Origin of the sequence: Rhizobium sp. Leaf311 (assembly GCF_001423445.1) — a bacterium.
In the GTDB taxonomy this organism is placed as follows: Bacteria; Pseudomonadota; Alphaproteobacteria; order Rhizobiales; family Rhizobiaceae; genus Agrobacterium.
Window position 1 is genome coordinate 838,142 of the sequence record NZ_LMNZ01000001.1, and the last position, 15,263, is coordinate 853,404.

Below are 15,263 nucleotides of genomic sequence, written 5' to 3' on the forward strand. Positions count from 1 at the left end.
CAAGGCGAGCAGGTTGGTCTGGAAGGCAATTTCGTCGATGACGCTGATGATGTTGGTGATCTCGCCTGAAGAGCGCTCGATTTCGTTCATGGCAGTCACGGCCTGACGAACGACGTCGCCGGATTTTTCCGCACCCTGACGGGCCTTGGCAACAAGGCCGCCCACTTCTTCGGCGCGACGGCTGGAATCCTTCACTGTGGTGGTGATTTCTTCCAGAGCAGCTGCGGTTTCCTCGACGGATGCGGCCTGTTGTTCGGTGCGCTTGGAAAGATCGTCTGCAGCAGAGCGGATCTCGTTTGCGCCGGCATCGATGCCACGGGCATTCTGGCCTACGGAAATGAGTGCTTCGTGAAGCTTGCCGACGGAGTTGTTGTAATCGGCTCTCAAGCGGTCAAGATGGGCTACGAACGGCGTGTTGATGCGGTGGGCGACGTTGCCGTCTGCCAGCTGGCCGAGGCCCTGTGCGAGTGCATCGACTGCGAACTGGATGTCTGCTGCTTCCTTGGCCTTTTGAGCTTCGCGCTCCTGGCGTTCCTTCTCGGACATGGAGCGGTTGGCATCGGCTTCACGTTCCATCTGAACTTTGGCGATGGCGTTTTCCTTGAAGACCTGAACGGTCTCGGCCATCTGGCCGATTTCGTCCTTGCGACCAACGCCAGGGATTTCGAGCTGCGTCTCCCCATTGGCGAGGCGCTTCATGGCCGATGTCATCGCCAGAAGCGGCTTGGCAATACCGGAACCAATCACCAGACCGACGACGAGCGCCAGGATGACCGCTGCTGCAAGGCTGCCCCAGATCATGTTGATGGAAGACGAAGTGGCTGCTTCGCTGGCCGCGGAACGTTTGGTGAGGAGAGCCTGTTCATCCGCCTGCAGGTCCTTGATGGAACTGCGGAGACTATCGAAATAGGCCTTTCCTTGTGTGGCGTCGAGTTTCTGGTTCAATTCGCCAACGGATACGGTGTCTGCGAATGTGGCGCGCGCCTTGATCTGCGGCTCGGCAAAATTCTTCTGCCAGTCGCCAATTGCGGTACGGATTTTCTCCAGGCGGCCGACCTGCGTGGAGTTGTCGCTGACCGTGTTCTTCAGTTCGTCTATGAGCTTGTAGATCGACTGTTCACCCTGTCGGTACGGTTCCAGGAAGTTCTGCTTACCGGTGATGATAAAGCCGCGCATGCCCGTTTCCATATCGACGGCAGCCGCGGTAATGGAATCTGCTTTCTGAAGCACCTTATGGGTATGCTCGACCCATCCGTTGCTTTCGATCATGGACCATATACTGTTGAGTGCAATGACGCCGATGGCAATTGCGAGTAAGACCGGTGCAGACGTACCTGAAACGACCTTTGATTTTGTGGAAAGGTTCTTGAACGAGAACATGTTTCCCCGACCCCTAGTTTAACAAGTTTTACATTAGTGATGAGCATGGCGTTGCTCTGAACAACTTGTTCTTCCGGGGTTTCTTGCGGAACTCCATCTTGTCGTTCTGATCCGTTTCATGGCAGGAAAGATGTCCCTAATATCTAATCCATACATGTAGGACACTATTTATCATCGATTGATTGTTGGTTAAGATCGTCATCATCATAAATAATAATTATGTACTTCCTTGATGTTTCTGTTTCATTCCTGAGCTTTACGCCATCGACAGTCAGCGCGCACAATTTCGGCTCATCATTATTCTTTCGTTTTCTGTTGCGCTTTCCGTTCGAATCCTGCGAAGAGAGCTCATGCAATTTTCACCGCAACAGGATGAAGCCCTTAAGGCTGTTTCGCGCTGGCTGAAGGAAGGGCGCTCACAGGTCTTCCGGCTGTTCGGCTATGCCGGAACGGGCAAGACGACGCTTGCCAAATATTTCGCCGAGCATGTTGACGGCGAAGTGCTGTTTGCCGCCTTTACAGGAAAGGCCGCGCAGGTTTTGAGATCGCGCGGTGCGACCAATGCGCGGACCATCCATTCGCTGATCTATCGCCCCAGAGGCGAAGAGGCGGTGGAGGATGAGGAAACCGGCAAGACATCGATTGCGCCGATGTTCTCCATCAACCGCCAGAGCCCTCTGGCGAAGGCGGCTCTCATCATCATCGACGAGTGCTCCATGGTGGATGAGGCTCTCGGGCGCGACCTGATGAGCTTCAGTACACCCATTCTCGTTCTCGGCGACCCCGGTCAGTTGCCGCCGGTTTCCGGCGGTGGTTTCTTTACCGAGCAGGAGCCTGATTTTCTGTTGTCGGAAATTCATCGCCAGGCGAAGGACAATCCCATTATCCAGCTGGCAATGGATGTACGCGAAGGAAAGGAGATCATGCGTGGCGATTACGGCGCTGCGCAGGTGATTTCGAAGAGTGAGGTAACGCAGGGGCTGGTGCTTGACGCCGATCAGGTACTGGTTGGCACCAACCGCACGCGTCGTCGCTATAATCAGCGCCTTCGGGAGCTGAAGGGTTTCAGCGCGGATTACCCGCAATCCGGTGACAAGCTTGTCTGCCTTCGCAACGATCCGGCCAAAGGACTTCTGAATGGCTCCCTGTGGCAGGTCATGAGTTCATCCCGGGAAACGGTGAAGCCGGGCATCAACCTGATGATCCGCCCGGAAGATGACGACATGGATCGCGGAGCGGCCAAGATCAAGCTGCTCAAGGCGGCCTTTGAAGAGACCGAGACGGAAATTCCCTGGACGACACGCAAACGCTATGACGAGTTTGACTACGGCTATGCTTTGACCGTTCATAAGGCGCAGGGCTCACAGTGGAACAACGTCGTGCTGTTTGACGAGAGCTTCGCGTTTCGCGATTCGCGGGAGCGCTGGCTCTATACAGCCATCACCCGTGCCGCCGAAACGCTCACGATTGTTCGCTGAAAACACGCCCCTATCGCAGTATGCTGCACGTATATTGCGACAGGATATTCTTGTCAGGCGTTCCGGTCAGATCTTGTCTGCGCCTTGTCCTGCGAAATGACGCCCATCATGTAGGCCTTTGCGACAGCCTGAAAACGATTGCTGGCACTGACCTTGTCCATCACGCAGGCTTCGAGCTTCTGCAGTTCCTCTGGCGTCACGTCCAGTGTGCGTGCCAGCCGGACCGGTGCGTAACCTTCCGCCATCAGCTCTAGGCAGCGGCGTTCCTGACCCGTCAGTTCAACAGATGCATCATCGAAAGGGCGTTCAGCCAGGGTCTGTGCGTTGTCGTCGGTCAAAATATCGCTGATCTGCTGGATCTGGCGGCGAACGGTCGACACTTCTTCCGCAAGTTCCAGCTTGCGGGCATTGAGCAGATCCTGAAAAATCGTATCTGCATCTTCCTGACAGGTGGCATCCGCAAGCTTCTGCATGATGTCCTGAATGGTCGCAACCGGGATGCCGATTTCGCGGAAGAAATTGATTACGGCCATGCGGCGCACATCCTGATGCGAGTAGATGCGCATGAGGCCGGCACGTCTGGAGGAAATGATGCCTTTTTCTTCGTAGAAGTGAAGGGTGCGGTGGGTGACCCCGAACATGTTGGCCATATCGGCGATAGCAACGGGTTCAGGGGGGAGATTGGATGGGAGGGAAACTTCCGGAAGAAATGACGCCCGCGCCGTAAGGGGCTTGTCTCTGGCTGGAGACATCTTCGAATTCTCGGCGTCGCGCATAGGGTTAGCCCTCCACCGGGCTTCATTGCGCGCTCTTCCATGATTGGACCGTCGCGTGGCTGGTTCGTCGTTCAGGAAATCATCCATTCCGGCCTCGGTCGCAATGCCCGGATTCGACTGCACGTCGAGTTGCACTTCTGAGAAAAAATATTCGTTTGCCATTGTCACCCCATTCCCCAATGCGCCCTTGAATGCGAATTCGCTGATTTGGTTCCAAAAGTTTTTGAAATAATTTTTCTGCTGCGCTTGCGGTGTGCTCCATAGTGCGGGAAACAAGGCTCTCCTTATCGAACGCAAGCGGTCCCGATCATGCCAACGAAACTCTCCGTCAACCTCAATGCCATCGCCATGCTTCGCAATCGCCGCGACCTGCCGTGGCCCGATGTCGCGCATTTCGGTCGTATCGCGCTGAAAGCCGGAGCCAGCGGGCTCACGGTTCACCCAAGGCCCGATCAGCGCCATATCCGCTTTTCGGACCTGCCGGTTTTAAGAGCCCTGATCGATGATGAGTTCCCACAGGCCGAATTCAATATTGAGGGATATCCGACCGAAGATTTTCTCTTGCTGTGCGAGGAAGCGCAGCCGGAGCAGGTAACACTCGTCCCCGATGATCCATCGCAGGCAACCTCGGATCATGGCTGGGATTTTCGCACGCACGCGGTCTTTCTCAAGGAAACCGTTTCGCGTCTGACCTCTGGCGGAATGCGGGTCTCGCTGTTTGCTGATGGCGACGGTGACCGGGAGGCAATCGACCATGCCGCGGAAACGCGGGCTTCTCGCATCGAGCTTTACACCGGTCCCTATGGCGGTTGCTACGACAGTGCCGAGCGGGCGCAAGAGTGGATCGAGAAGCTGGGCGTGACGGCGGACCATGCGCGTTCGCTCGGACTTGAGGTCAATGCCGGTCATGATCTGACGGTTGCCAACCTGCCAGCGCTCGTAAGCCGCATTCCTTATCTGGCCGAGGTTTCCATCGGCCACGGGCTGACTGCAGATGCCCTGGAATATGGAATGGAAGAGACGGTACGGCGTTTTTGTCGCGCCTGCGGTCAGGCAATTTCATAACTAACGTCAATTTTTACCTCTATATTGAAGCCGCGCACCAAATGCGCGGCTTATTTATTTGAGAAGGACATTCCCATGCAGGAGCATCACGTTGTCGTCGTTGGGGGAGGCTTCGGCGGGCTGCAGGTCGTTCATGGACTGAAAGATACACCGGTCCGGATCACGCTGATCGATCGGCGAAATCACCATCTGTTTCAGCCGCTTTTGTATCAGGTCGCGACCACGGCCTTGGCCACATCTGAAATCGCCTGGCCAATCCGTCGCCTGTATCGTGACCGCCCCGAGGTCACGACGCTGTTGTCGGAGGTTGGCGGTGTGGATCGCGACAACCGACAGGTCATTCTCAAGTCCGGCGAGACCATTGGGTTTGATACACTCGTTCTTGCGACGGGTGCTCGTCACGCCTATTTCGGCAATGACGCATGGGAGAAGCACGCACCGGGGCTGAAGACGCTCGAAGATGCGACAACCATTCGCCGCCGCCTGTTGCTGGCTTTCGAACGTGCGGAACTGGCCCAGACCGAGGAAGAGAAGCAGGCGTTTCTGACCTTCGTGGTCATCGGTGCCGGCCCCACCGGCGTCGAGATGGCGGGGATGATTTCTGATCTTGCCAACAAGGTTCTCCCGCCTGAATTCCGCAATGTCGATACGCGCAAGACCCGGGTCCTTCTTGTCGAGGCCGGGCCGCGTGTGCTTCCGGCCTTCACTGATGACCTCTCGGCTTATACCAAGCGTGCGCTGGAGCGGCTGGGTGTGGAGGTGTTACTGGGAACGCCTGTCACGGCCTGCACGGAGGATGGTGTCACCGTCGGTGACACGTATTTTCCCGCAAGAACGATTGTATGGGCGGCAGGCGTTCAGGCCTCGCCAGCCGCGCAATGGCTCGGCATTTCTGCAGACAGGGCAGGGCGGGCAGAAGTCCGGCCGCAACTGAATATCCCCGACGATCCCAACATCTTCGTCATTGGAGACACCGCGTCCGTCATGCAGGAAAATGGCAAGCCGGTGCCGGGTGTTGCGCCCGCTGCCAAGCAACAGGGTGCCTATGTGGCTGGCGTCATCAAGGCAAGGATTACCGGCAAGGCCGAGCAACCGGCGTTCCGCTATCGTCACCAGGGCAATCTGGCGACCATCGGTCAGAGCGCGGCGGTCGCGGATTTCGGCAAGATCAAGCTGACCGGCGTCCTGGCATGGTGGATCTGGGGACTTGCCCATATCTACTTCCTGATTGGAACGCGCTCACGCCTTGCCGTCGCCTGGAGCTGGCTGTGGATTTACCTCAGCGGCCAGCATAGTGCGCGGCTGATTACCCAGAAAGAGACGTTGAAGGACGAGGGCTGACAGGCCGACAGGCTCATCCTCGTAATGTCATTCCCGGCGATTTGCCGGGAATGATCCTGATCTTCGAGGCGCCTTCGGGCACCCGGAATGGTGCGGTGCTCGTCTCAGCGCCGCTGACCGTATTTACGCCGATAGAAGCGCCGCTTTATGTGCCTGCATGAAGGCTTCGGTCGTCTGCGGCTTCTCACCAGTCAGTGTTTCGTAGTCGTTCGTGACTTCATCGAAATTGCCAGCTGCAATGTTTGCATCGGCCGACGCCACCATTTCAGCAACGAAGGAGGGCAGGCCTGCGCTCTCGATGCCTTTTTGCAGGTCGGATGGCGAGACCTTGATCACCGAAAGTGGCTTGCCCGCAGCGGTGGAAACGATCGTGGCAATTTCATCGGCAGTGCACGACTTGCTGCCGGTAATGTTATAGATTTTGCTGTCGCCCTTGGCATTGGCAATGGCCGCTGCCACTGCGCGTGCGCAGTCGTCACGCGAGACATTCGGCACCCGTCCGTCACCCATCGCGGTATACCATTGCCCACGCTTGAGGTTTGCCGGCATGGAGAGAAGGTAGTTGTCGTTGTACCAGGCATTCCGCAGGATCGTGTAGGGAATGCCGCTCGCCTTGATGGCTTCTTCCGTGCCCAGATGATCGGGCGCGAAGGTAACGAGCGACTTGCCCGGATTTTGCATCGACGTGTAGGCGATGTGCTTGACGCCCGCCTTGACGGCTGCCGCGACTGCGGCCTGGTGCTGTTTGAGGCGCTGGCCCGGGACAGCGAGTGCGTCCGTGGAAATGATGAGGGCGGTATCTATTCCAGCAAAGGCGGCGTCCAGCGTCGAAGCATCATCGAAGTCAGCCTTGCGAACCTCGACGCCCTTGTCGGCAACAGCTGAAAGTTTATTCGTGTCGCGTGTCGCGGCCACGATATTTCCGGCTGGAACCTTGTAAGTCTCCAGGAGATGCCGCAGTACCGCCTGGCCCAGATGGCCGGAAGCGCCTGTCACGAGAATCTTGCTCATCGATAGTCCTTTTCCTGATGGTCTCAAAAAGAGAGTAGGGGTAGAATAGGAATTGACGGGCAGGTGTAAAGAAGGCAGTTTTTCGGCTCTACGTTACCAAAAGGGAACCACCATGAATGCGACTGTTTCGCGATTGAAGCCTGCATCGCTCCCCACGCTGGGGGACGTTTCTCATTTCAATTTCGACAATTGTCCGGTACGGGATCTGCTTAGCCAGATCGGCGGGAAGTGGTCCACCCTTCTGTTGCAGGCGCTATCGGAGCGCCCCTATCGATTTGGCGAGCTTCGCCGAATGGTACCCGATATTTCCCAGCGTATGCTGACGCAGACTTTGCGGGACCTGCAGCGTGACGGCTATGTTCATCGCGAGGTCTATCCAACCAAGCCCCCGAGCGTCGAGTATAGCATGACGCCATTGGGACGGTCGCTCTATCGTCCCTTGTCGGAAGTCGTCCGTTGGGCGCTGGACAATCATGAGGCAGTCAAGACGGCCCGCGATCGTTTCGAGGCCGAGGCTTGATGCGTTCATCGTAGCGCCTTTATCGCCTTGATGCTGCGAAGTTTCGTAGATGCTCATGTTGCGCTGCGTCAATTGTTGCGTGTCCTTCAAAAAAACTCTTGACCCATTTCACAGCTCATCTTAAACAACACTCGAACCGTACCGTACGGTACATTTTATCTCAGGTGGAGTGGACAAGGTGGGGACCGATCCGATCACAGCGCAGGAATTTTCGCCGCGTCAGAACGCTGTTCTGGAACAGGCGTTGCGTCTTCTGGTCGAGGGCGGCGAAAAAGCCCTGACAACGTCGGGTCTGGCGCGTGCCGCCAACTGTTCCAAGGAAAGCCTCTATAAATGGTTTGGCGATCGCGACGGGCTTCTCGCTGCGATGATCACCTTTCAGCAGAGCAAGGTTCGCACCTTCGAAAAGGCGGGGGACCGCGTTTCCGCGCCACAGCTGACTGACCACTTGGAAGTTTTCGCGCATGATCTGCTCGACGTCCTCGCGGGCGATGTGTCGCTGGCATTGAACCGTCTGGCAATAGGTCAGGCCAGCCGGGATGGCTCCAAGCTCGGTAACCTGCTTCTCGAGCGTGGGCGTCGCCAGATCGACAAGCGTGCCCGCGGCTTGATCGAGGCGGGACGCCGCTCCGGCTATCTGCGTTTCGATGATCTCGAAGACGCCTATCGCAGCTTTTACGGCCTGATCGTTTCAGACCTGCATGTTCGTATGCTTCTGGGTGAAGCGCAGCAGGCCAAGGATTTTTCTGCCCGGGCGCGCAAGGCCGTATCGGCCTTTCTGGCGCTCTACGGCACGGAAAAGATACATTCGGAAACTGGTGGAAAGGTCGCCTGAATTTCCGTTCGCAACAACGTCAATATCCAAGGAAGGACTACCGAAATGCGCGTCTATTACGATCGTGATGCCGATCTCAATCTCATCAAGGCGAAGAATGTCGCCATCGTCGGTTATGGTTCCCAGGGTCGCGCGCATGCGCTGAACCTGAAGGACAGCGGTGCGACTGGCGTCGTCATTGCGCTGAAAGCCGGTTCGCCGACCGTCAAGAAGGCCGAAGCCGACGGCTTCAAGGTCATGACCGTTGCCGAAGCTGCAAAGTGGGCCGATCTCTTGATGATGGCAACGCCTGACGAACTTCAGGCCGACATCTACAAGGCAGAAATTGCCGATAACATTCGCGATGGTGCTGCCATTGCATTCGCCCACGGCCTCAACGTTCACTTCGGCCTCATCGAGCCAAAGGCTTCGCTCGACGTCGTCATGATTGCACCGAAGGGCCCTGGCCACACGGTTCGTGGCGAATACCAGAAGGGCGGCGGCGTACCTTGCCTCGTTGCCGTTCACCAGAACGCTTCCGGCAATGCGCTTGAAGTTGCCCTTTCCTACGCTTGCGGCGTTGGCGGCGGTCGTTCCGGCATCATCGAGACTAACTTCAAGGAAGAGTGCGAAACCGACCTCTTCGGCGAACAGGTCGTTCTGTGCGGCGGTCTGGTTGAGCTGATCCGCGCCGGTTTCGAAACGCTGGTCGAAGGCGGTTATGCGCCTGAAATGGCTTATTTCGAGTGCCTGCACGAAGTAAAGCTGATCGTGGACCTGATCTACGAAGGCGGCATCGCCAACATGAACTACTCCATCTCCAACACCGCAGAATGGGGCGAATACGTCACCGGCCCGCGCATCATCACCGCTGAAACAAAGGCTGAAATGAAGCGCGTCCTGCACGACATTCAGACCGGCAAGTTCACCTCGGACTGGATGCAGGAATACCGCTCCGGTGCTGCCCGCTTCAAGGGCATCCGCCGCATGAACGACGTTCACCAGATCGAAGAAGTCGGCGCAAAGCTTCGCGGCATGATGCCATGGATCGGCAAGAACAAGCTGGTCGACAAGTCCGTCAACTAAGCATCGGTTTATGACTGAATGAATAAAGGCCGGGGCGAAAGCTCCGGCCTTTTTGCATTCAGGCGGCACATGCTCTACAACCAGATGCAACCTAAGGTGTGAATAACTTTTTTTCTAACTTTTCATCGCCGGACGTCGCAACTAATGGATTGGTAAATTTTTAGTAAGTACCAAGGGTTGTAACGTGGGTCATGAAGCAACAATCTGGCTTGAGGCCAAAGCCTGCATATTTCGCAGCGCAGATCCGGGGTCGATCGGAATTTCATCCGGTCACTGGGAATTTATCCAAGAGGTCATGTGATGGCGCATGATCAAGCACGCGGCAAACGCATTCGCGAAGCCATCGCCAGCCATAAGGTTCGCAAAATTCACGCTCTTGCTGCGGAACTCAATGTCTCCGTTGCAGCCGTTTCCCGCTGGCAGAATGGCGGGCACACGTCACTGGAAAATGTCTGCTCCCTTGCGGAGCTGCTTGATGTGTCACTGGACTGGCTCTTGCTGGGCAGGGGTACGATGAACTGGCATAGCGACAAGTCCATTTCGGCCACCGAGCTGCAAAGTGTCCTGCTGCTGCGCAACCGATCGAAGGTATTCCAGGCCCGTCTTCTCGCATTGCTTGAGGCCATCTCTCTCGAGCATGGACAACGCTGAGCGTAATTTCACAGGAAGATTCACGCACAGGTTAACAACTCAAGGTTGATATAAGCGTTGGGTGTAGAGATATTCGAGCTCAGGGACGCTGAGTTGAACCGGCACAAAACGGAATGTCACAAGGCCGGTCAGGCAGCTCCCTGAATTCACTCTCAACACGCAAGGATTGCTATCCATGTCTACTCTTTTGACCATCAACGTCAAAAACCTGCAGTCGCAGACACAGAAATTCTTCTTCTTCCAGGAGCCTGCCGTCTATTCGGGCGGGGGCGACGTCTATTCGAACTCACTCTACAGTCAGTCACTCGGCAACTACAATGATACTGGCGGAGAGCTGACATTCCAGGTCAACCTTCAGTATTATGCAGGTATCCAGGAAGCCAGTTCGGTGCCTGTGGTTGGCAACTCTTCCGGATACTCCTCTGCTTGGCGTGCCATCGATCTTGCCCCCGCTTCCGGGAGCACATCGCAGCCTAGCGATTGCACCACTGCGACAATTTCGCCGCTGGGACTTGGCGCGGCGCAATACAAAGAGGGTGTTGAGGAAGGCGCATTTCGTGTCATCACGCCAAGCTTCAACGCGCCGCCCTACTACAATGTCGGCTCTGCGGTGAGCGTCAATGGCACCATCGTTCTATCCAACTTCGTCCAGGCGAACCCGATGAACAACACGGATTGCCAGCCAATCCTCAAATACTACGTTCAGACGGGCACGTACACGCAGGGTACTGTCATGAACTTCACAGCTTCCAGCACGAATTCTGCGCTGGCAGATTTCACTGGCGGTTACACCGTTTGCAACGTCAGCTTGAACGCGGATGGCTCTTGGAGCACCCAGCTTCAGTAGTCCTGATGTTGCAGGGTAGCTGAGAGGCGCGGCGGACAGCCGGTGCCAGAAGCCCGAACAATGTCCGCCATCCTTACGGGTGGCGGACAGCCGGGATCCAAAACGAAATAGTTGGTCCGCCATGAGCAGCAGTTACTACATGATCACCGTTCAGAACTTGTCTGCTACGACTCAATACTTCTACGTCTTTCAACAGCAGGCCACGTTTACTCCCACTGTGGCAGCGTCGTCGATCTATTCAAGCAGTCTCGGTTGCCAGATGATTGGAAATTACGCAGAGACAGGCGCTTCGATCAATTTTGAAATGGGTGCCCAGATCTATGCGGGAGCCATCAGCACCGCTCCTGCGGTCTCCCCATTGGAAGCTTCCGCAATGGTCCAGACTGCCAGCACCAACGTTGTGCGGGCCATAGAGCTTGCCTCTGCATCGACCACCGCGTTGGACTGCACGACCTTGAGCATCAGTCCGCTTGGCATGTCGAGCCCTGTCAACCAGACCGGGATAACCACAGGCGCGTTTGGCGTGAACGTGCCTTCCTATACGCCGACACCGGATCCGGAGCTTTTCTGCGGCCTGGCGACGATTAATGGCGATGGTACCGTTCTTCTGTCGAGCTACGTCGCGCCATCACCCAATGTGCGCATGACCTGTACACCCAAGCAGATCTTCTACGTCAAGACAGGTTACATGGCCGATGGAGAGGTCGTTTCTTATGACACGAGCAACGCCGCGACCTGTGATTTCACCACCGGTTATACGCGTGTCACCGTCACCTATAATGCCGATGGGACCTTTTCAACACAAGGTGGGTCATGAACAGCACTACCATATGTTTCTTAGGCGCAGCCTGCAGGTTGGCTGAGGTAACGACGACCACCTAACCAAACCGGTCCCACGATCTTCCACCCCTCATAGCTGGCGGGAAACCGCCCGCACCACCCGGATCCGTCGGCACATGCCGCCGGTCAACGCTCTTCGCATGGTGCGAGGAGTGATTGTCTCTCCATGGAAAAGGAAAAGCCATGAAAATACAACTTCGCAACCGCATCTTGTCCATGAGCGTTGCCGCATTGGCATTCGGTGCGGTCAGTCCAGCCTATGCCTATTCCGTCTATCGCAGCGTGACGGCAAACCCCGCAACCGGTGTGGTTCTTTGGAACAAGGACAACTTTGGTGTCAGTGGTAATCCTCCCACATTGTCATTCTTCTATTTTGAAACCGATGATGCAGCCCGGGCCGGGCTTCCCAATGCGCAATGCTTCGTCAAGGTTGATCTCCCGGACGCGGATGCCCCAGAGCCAGGTGCCGAGGCCAATGTCGGCAATGCCGATATCTCCGTCAACGCGCAGCCGGGTGACTTGCCGAAGCCTTTCCCCTGGGTCATTACATTCGACAACGATCCTGCCGGTCACTGGAGCATCGCCAGAAGCCAGATCACGGACGCCACCACCAATGCGGCCGCAAGCCGGGTTGCTGCGTCTGGCTTCCAGAGCCTTGCAACAACTGTCGGCTCCTATGTCGGCGTCATAGCAGGAACGCTCGCCACCTGCGCAGCACAATAGACTCTTCATTGGAAGTCTCTAATGTTCTAGTCAAGCGGATGTCGCCACCGACTTGTTTCGGGTTGGTGGCGATTTGAGGAGTTCAGAAATGGCAGTGCTACATCACGCGTTTCGCTGTGCCGTGACACCCGAATTCGAAGCCGATGTCCAAGAGCTTATGCGGCAATGGATCTCTGGAGATCGCGCGGCCTTTGCGGCAGCCGCGAAGGCCCGATATGGTGGCATTGCATCGTTGCAAGACATCCAAACGGCATTTTATCTGGGGCCTGATGGCGCAGCGCCATCTTGGCTGGACCCTGCCTTTATCAGCCCGGGTCTTGCAGCTCTCGTGATGCTTGCTCCGCATTTCACCAGAGTTTCCTCGCTAAGTGAAAGCCATGATACAAACCACGACTTGCTCGCGCGACAGCTGCCGGCGCTCGGCTGGCCGGACGACGAGGTGCGATCCCTCGTTCATGGCTGGCCGATCGAAACCATGTTGCAACGATATGCCAATGACGCAGCCGTCGTGATGCCGGGAGGCTTTGCCCATACCGGAGGCTGGACACCGCCCGGTATGGTCCCTCTATTGAGGGAACGGCTCGACAAGCTGGCATTGGCGCCGCCAGCCAAGTCTCACAAATTGGCGCAGGAGGCGTGGCATAGGCTGGCGGAGCGTAACGCGTTTCAAGACGCACAGGCCATGCTCGCCGATCTGGGCGACCGTGACTGGCTCGTAATGGCTATAACCCACTGACAGGCGCTGTCAGCTTCCGGGGGCAATCACACCCTTGGTCAGGATGAAGCAGCCGTAGAACCGCGTCTCGCCGGTGGTGATGATGCAGTAGGCGTCCTTTGCCTCTTCGTAAAAAGCAAAGCGCTCAATGCCATACATGGGGGCTGACTGGCCTTCCGCGGCATCGATTTCCGCTTGCACCTCTGCCTGTACCGGCTCGATCTGGTCAGGCGCGCCCATGACTTCCATGCGACCGACGGAGGGCTGGATGGGTGTATCCAGCGGGAAGACGGAAAGGATTGCCTTCATGGCGCGGGCGGCCGAGATGTTTTCCATGCGCAGAACCTGGCCCACGACAGTGTGCTGGGCGATGCTGTCTGACGGAAAATTGGTATCCGTAAGGACCAGCTTGTCCGCGTGACCCATCGCGCGCAGCGCGTGCAGCACATCGGCATTAAGTGCCGGATCGATATTCTTGAGCATTCTTTACTCCTCCATGCATCAAATCAGTTGGCTGCAATCGACCTGTAATTTGCATCGGCGTCAATCCATCGTGATGGCGATTGTAGACTCCAGGCCTAAGATGTATTGCCTATGCACCATCCGGGAGGTTGCGCAGAAAATGCAAAACAGTACCGAAAACCGATAAGTCAGTATTGCTGACCTATCGCGGTTTCTGTACATATATGCGCAAGAAACGAACAAAAGAGGAAACGGCCCATGCTTGACTGGGAACAAATTTTCGCCACGCGCTCTTCGCGTATGAAAGCTTCGGAAATCCGTGAATTGCTGAAGCTGCTGGAGCAGCCGGATATCATTTCCTTCGCTGGCGGCATTCCCGATCCGGCGCTGTTTCCCGATGAGGAATTCAAGCAGGCTTACGCGGATATCTTCTCCGGCCCGCAGGTCAACTCCGCCCTGCAATATTCCGTCAGCGAAGGTTACAAGCCGCTGCGCGAATGGATCGTGAAGGATATGGCCAAGATCGGCATCGAATGCTCGGTCGACAACGTTTTCATCACGTCCGGTTCTCAGCAGGCGCTGGATTATCTCGGCAAGCTGTTCCTGTCTCCCAACGATACGGCACTGGTGACATGGCCGACATATCTCGGCGCTCTCTCGGCCTTCAACGCCTATGAGCCGACCTATGACCAGTTGAACCCTGGCGGTAACCGCACGCCGCAGACCTATCGTGATGCCGCAGCGAAGGCTGGCGGGGCTGTGAAGTTTGCCTATCTCTCGGCTGACTTCTCCAACCCGACTGGCGAAACGGTCGATCTGGCGGGCCGCAAGAAGTTGCTGGAGCTTGCCGACGAGCTCGATATCGCTGTTCTCGAAGATGCCGCCTATCAGAACCTGCGTTTCGATGGCGAACCTGTCGCGCCGATCCTTTCGCTGGATATTGCCCGCAGTGGCTCTATCGAAAAGACCCGGACCATCTATTCCGGCAGCTTCTCCAAGACGCTGGCTCCGGGGCTGCGCGTCGGTTTCGTGGTTGCGGCCATGCCGGTCATTCGCAAGCTGGTGCTGATGAAGCAGGCGGCAGACCTGCATTCCTCGACCATCAACCAGATGGCTATTGAGCATGTCGCTTCGCGCGGTTTCGACAAACAGGTTGCGAAGATCAAGGCCGCCTATAGCGCGCGGCGTGATGCGATGCTGGCTGCTCTCGACAAGTACATGCCGAAATTTGCGAGCTGGACAAAGCCGGAGGGCGGTATGTTCGTCTGGGTCACCCTGCCGGAGGGCATGGATGGCGCGGAGCTTCTGGCAAAATCGCTGTCGACGGAGCGGGTTGCCTTCGTCCCGGGCAAGGCATTCTTTGCCGATGGTTCCGGTGCCAACACGCTGCGCATAAGCTTCTCCTGCGCCAATGAGCAGATGATCGAAGAAGGCATCAAGCGCCTCGGTCGCCTGATTGCCGGTGCCGAGACGACATCGAATGCGACGATGCCGCTGGTTTAAGCGGCTACGTTTTTACGTCATCCTCGGGCTTGTCCCGAGGATCTGACGCCC

General features: G+C 56.7%; 16 protein-coding genes. 12 read left to right on the plus strand and 4 right to left on the minus strand.

All coding sequences use genetic code 11. The features are described from left to right. Window positions 1-1,380: CHASE3 domain-containing protein (locus ASF69_RS23730; protein WP_280136376.1), on the minus strand; the 1,380-nt coding region annotated here is incomplete at its 3' end. Between the two features lie 350 nt (window positions 1,381-1,730). On the opposite strand from ASF69_RS23730, the gene ASF69_RS03950 reads away from it, so the two are divergent. After that, window positions 1,731-2,858, plus strand: a complete 1,128-nt coding sequence (locus tag ASF69_RS03950; protein ID WP_062585452.1) for an ATP-dependent RecD-like DNA helicase — start codon at window positions 1,731-1,733, stop codon at window positions 2,856-2,858. A 53-nt stretch (window positions 2,859-2,911) separates the two neighbouring features. On the opposite strand, the gene ASF69_RS03955 is transcribed toward ASF69_RS03950, so the two are convergent. Further along, entirely contained in the window at window positions 2,912-3,634 is a 723-nt protein-coding gene (locus ASF69_RS03955; RefSeq protein ID WP_062585685.1) for a MerR family transcriptional regulator, read from the minus strand. Window positions 3,635-3,943: 309 nt separating this feature from the next. Here ASF69_RS03955 and ASF69_RS03960 point away from each other — a divergent pair, with 309 nt between their 5' ends. Then, the gene (locus ASF69_RS03960) at window positions 3,944-4,699 is read left to right on the plus strand and encodes a pyridoxine 5'-phosphate synthase (protein WP_062585454.1); all 756 of its coding nucleotides are present in this window, start codon (window positions 3,944-3,946) and stop codon (window positions 4,697-4,699) included. Window positions 4,700-4,774: 75 nt separating this feature from the next. Continuing rightward, entirely contained in the window at window positions 4,775-6,040 is a 1,266-nt protein-coding gene (locus ASF69_RS03965; RefSeq protein ID WP_062585456.1) for an NAD(P)/FAD-dependent oxidoreductase, read from the plus strand. A gap of 123 nt (window positions 6,041-6,163) precedes the next feature. Here ASF69_RS03965 and ASF69_RS03970 read toward each other — a convergent pair whose 3' ends face one another. Then, the gene (locus ASF69_RS03970; RefSeq protein ID WP_062585458.1) at window positions 6,164-7,051 is read right to left on the minus strand and encodes an SDR family oxidoreductase; all 888 of its coding nucleotides are present in this window, start codon (window positions 7,049-7,051) and stop codon (window positions 6,164-6,166) included. A 112-nt stretch (window positions 7,052-7,163) separates the two neighbouring features. Here ASF69_RS03970 and ASF69_RS03975 point away from each other — a divergent pair, with 112 nt between their 5' ends. The 8 genes from ASF69_RS03975 (at window position 7,164) to ASF69_RS04010 (ending at window position 13,268) form a co-directional block, all read left to right on the plus strand. Beyond that, on the plus strand, window positions 7,164-7,571 hold the full coding sequence (locus tag ASF69_RS03975; protein ID WP_062585460.1) for a helix-turn-helix domain-containing protein: 408 nt from the start codon (window positions 7,164-7,166) through the stop codon (window positions 7,569-7,571). Between the two features lie 178 nt (window positions 7,572-7,749). Then, a complete protein-coding gene (locus ASF69_RS03980; RefSeq protein ID WP_062585686.1) occupies window positions 7,750-8,406 on the plus strand; it encodes a TetR/AcrR family transcriptional regulator in 657 nt (218 codons plus the stop codon). A 45-nt stretch (window positions 8,407-8,451) separates the two neighbouring features. Next, window positions 8,452-9,471, plus strand: coding sequence for a ketol-acid reductoisomerase (ilvC, locus tag ASF69_RS03985; RefSeq protein WP_062585462.1), 1,020 nt, complete (start codon window positions 8,452-8,454; stop codon window positions 9,469-9,471). Window positions 9,472-9,771: 300 nt separating this feature from the next. Continuing rightward, window positions 9,772-10,122, plus strand: coding sequence for a helix-turn-helix transcriptional regulator (locus ASF69_RS03990; protein WP_062585464.1), 351 nt, complete (start codon window positions 9,772-9,774; stop codon window positions 10,120-10,122). Window positions 10,123-10,297: 175 nt separating this feature from the next. Further along, window positions 10,298-10,969: a hypothetical protein gene (locus ASF69_RS03995; protein WP_062585466.1), complete on the plus strand. Its 672-nt coding sequence runs from the start codon at window positions 10,298-10,300 to the stop codon at window positions 10,967-10,969. A gap of 121 nt (window positions 10,970-11,090) precedes the next feature. Then, window positions 11,091-11,786: a hypothetical protein gene (locus ASF69_RS04000; RefSeq protein WP_062585468.1), complete on the plus strand. Its 696-nt coding sequence runs from the start codon at window positions 11,091-11,093 to the stop codon at window positions 11,784-11,786. A 206-nt stretch (window positions 11,787-11,992) separates the two neighbouring features. Continuing rightward, complete coding sequence (locus ASF69_RS04005; protein WP_062585470.1) at window positions 11,993-12,532, plus strand: hypothetical protein; 540 nt, start codon at window positions 11,993-11,995, stop codon at window positions 12,530-12,532. An 88-nt stretch (window positions 12,533-12,620) separates the two neighbouring features. Next, entirely contained in the window at window positions 12,621-13,268 is a 648-nt protein-coding gene (locus ASF69_RS04010; protein ID WP_062585471.1) for a hypothetical protein, read from the plus strand. Window positions 13,269-13,277: 9 nt separating this feature from the next. Here ASF69_RS04010 and ASF69_RS04015 read toward each other — a convergent pair whose 3' ends face one another. After that, window positions 13,278-13,730: an RbsD/FucU family protein gene (locus tag ASF69_RS04015; protein WP_062585473.1), complete on the minus strand. Its 453-nt coding sequence runs from the start codon at window positions 13,728-13,730 to the stop codon at window positions 13,278-13,280. Window positions 13,731-13,967: 237 nt separating this feature from the next. Between ASF69_RS04015 and ASF69_RS04020 the strand changes: the two genes are divergently transcribed. Continuing rightward, on the plus strand, window positions 13,968-15,212 hold the full coding sequence (locus tag ASF69_RS04020; RefSeq protein ID WP_062585475.1) for a PLP-dependent aminotransferase family protein: 1,245 nt from the start codon (window positions 13,968-13,970) through the stop codon (window positions 15,210-15,212). Window positions 15,213-15,263: the final 51 nt, after the last annotated feature.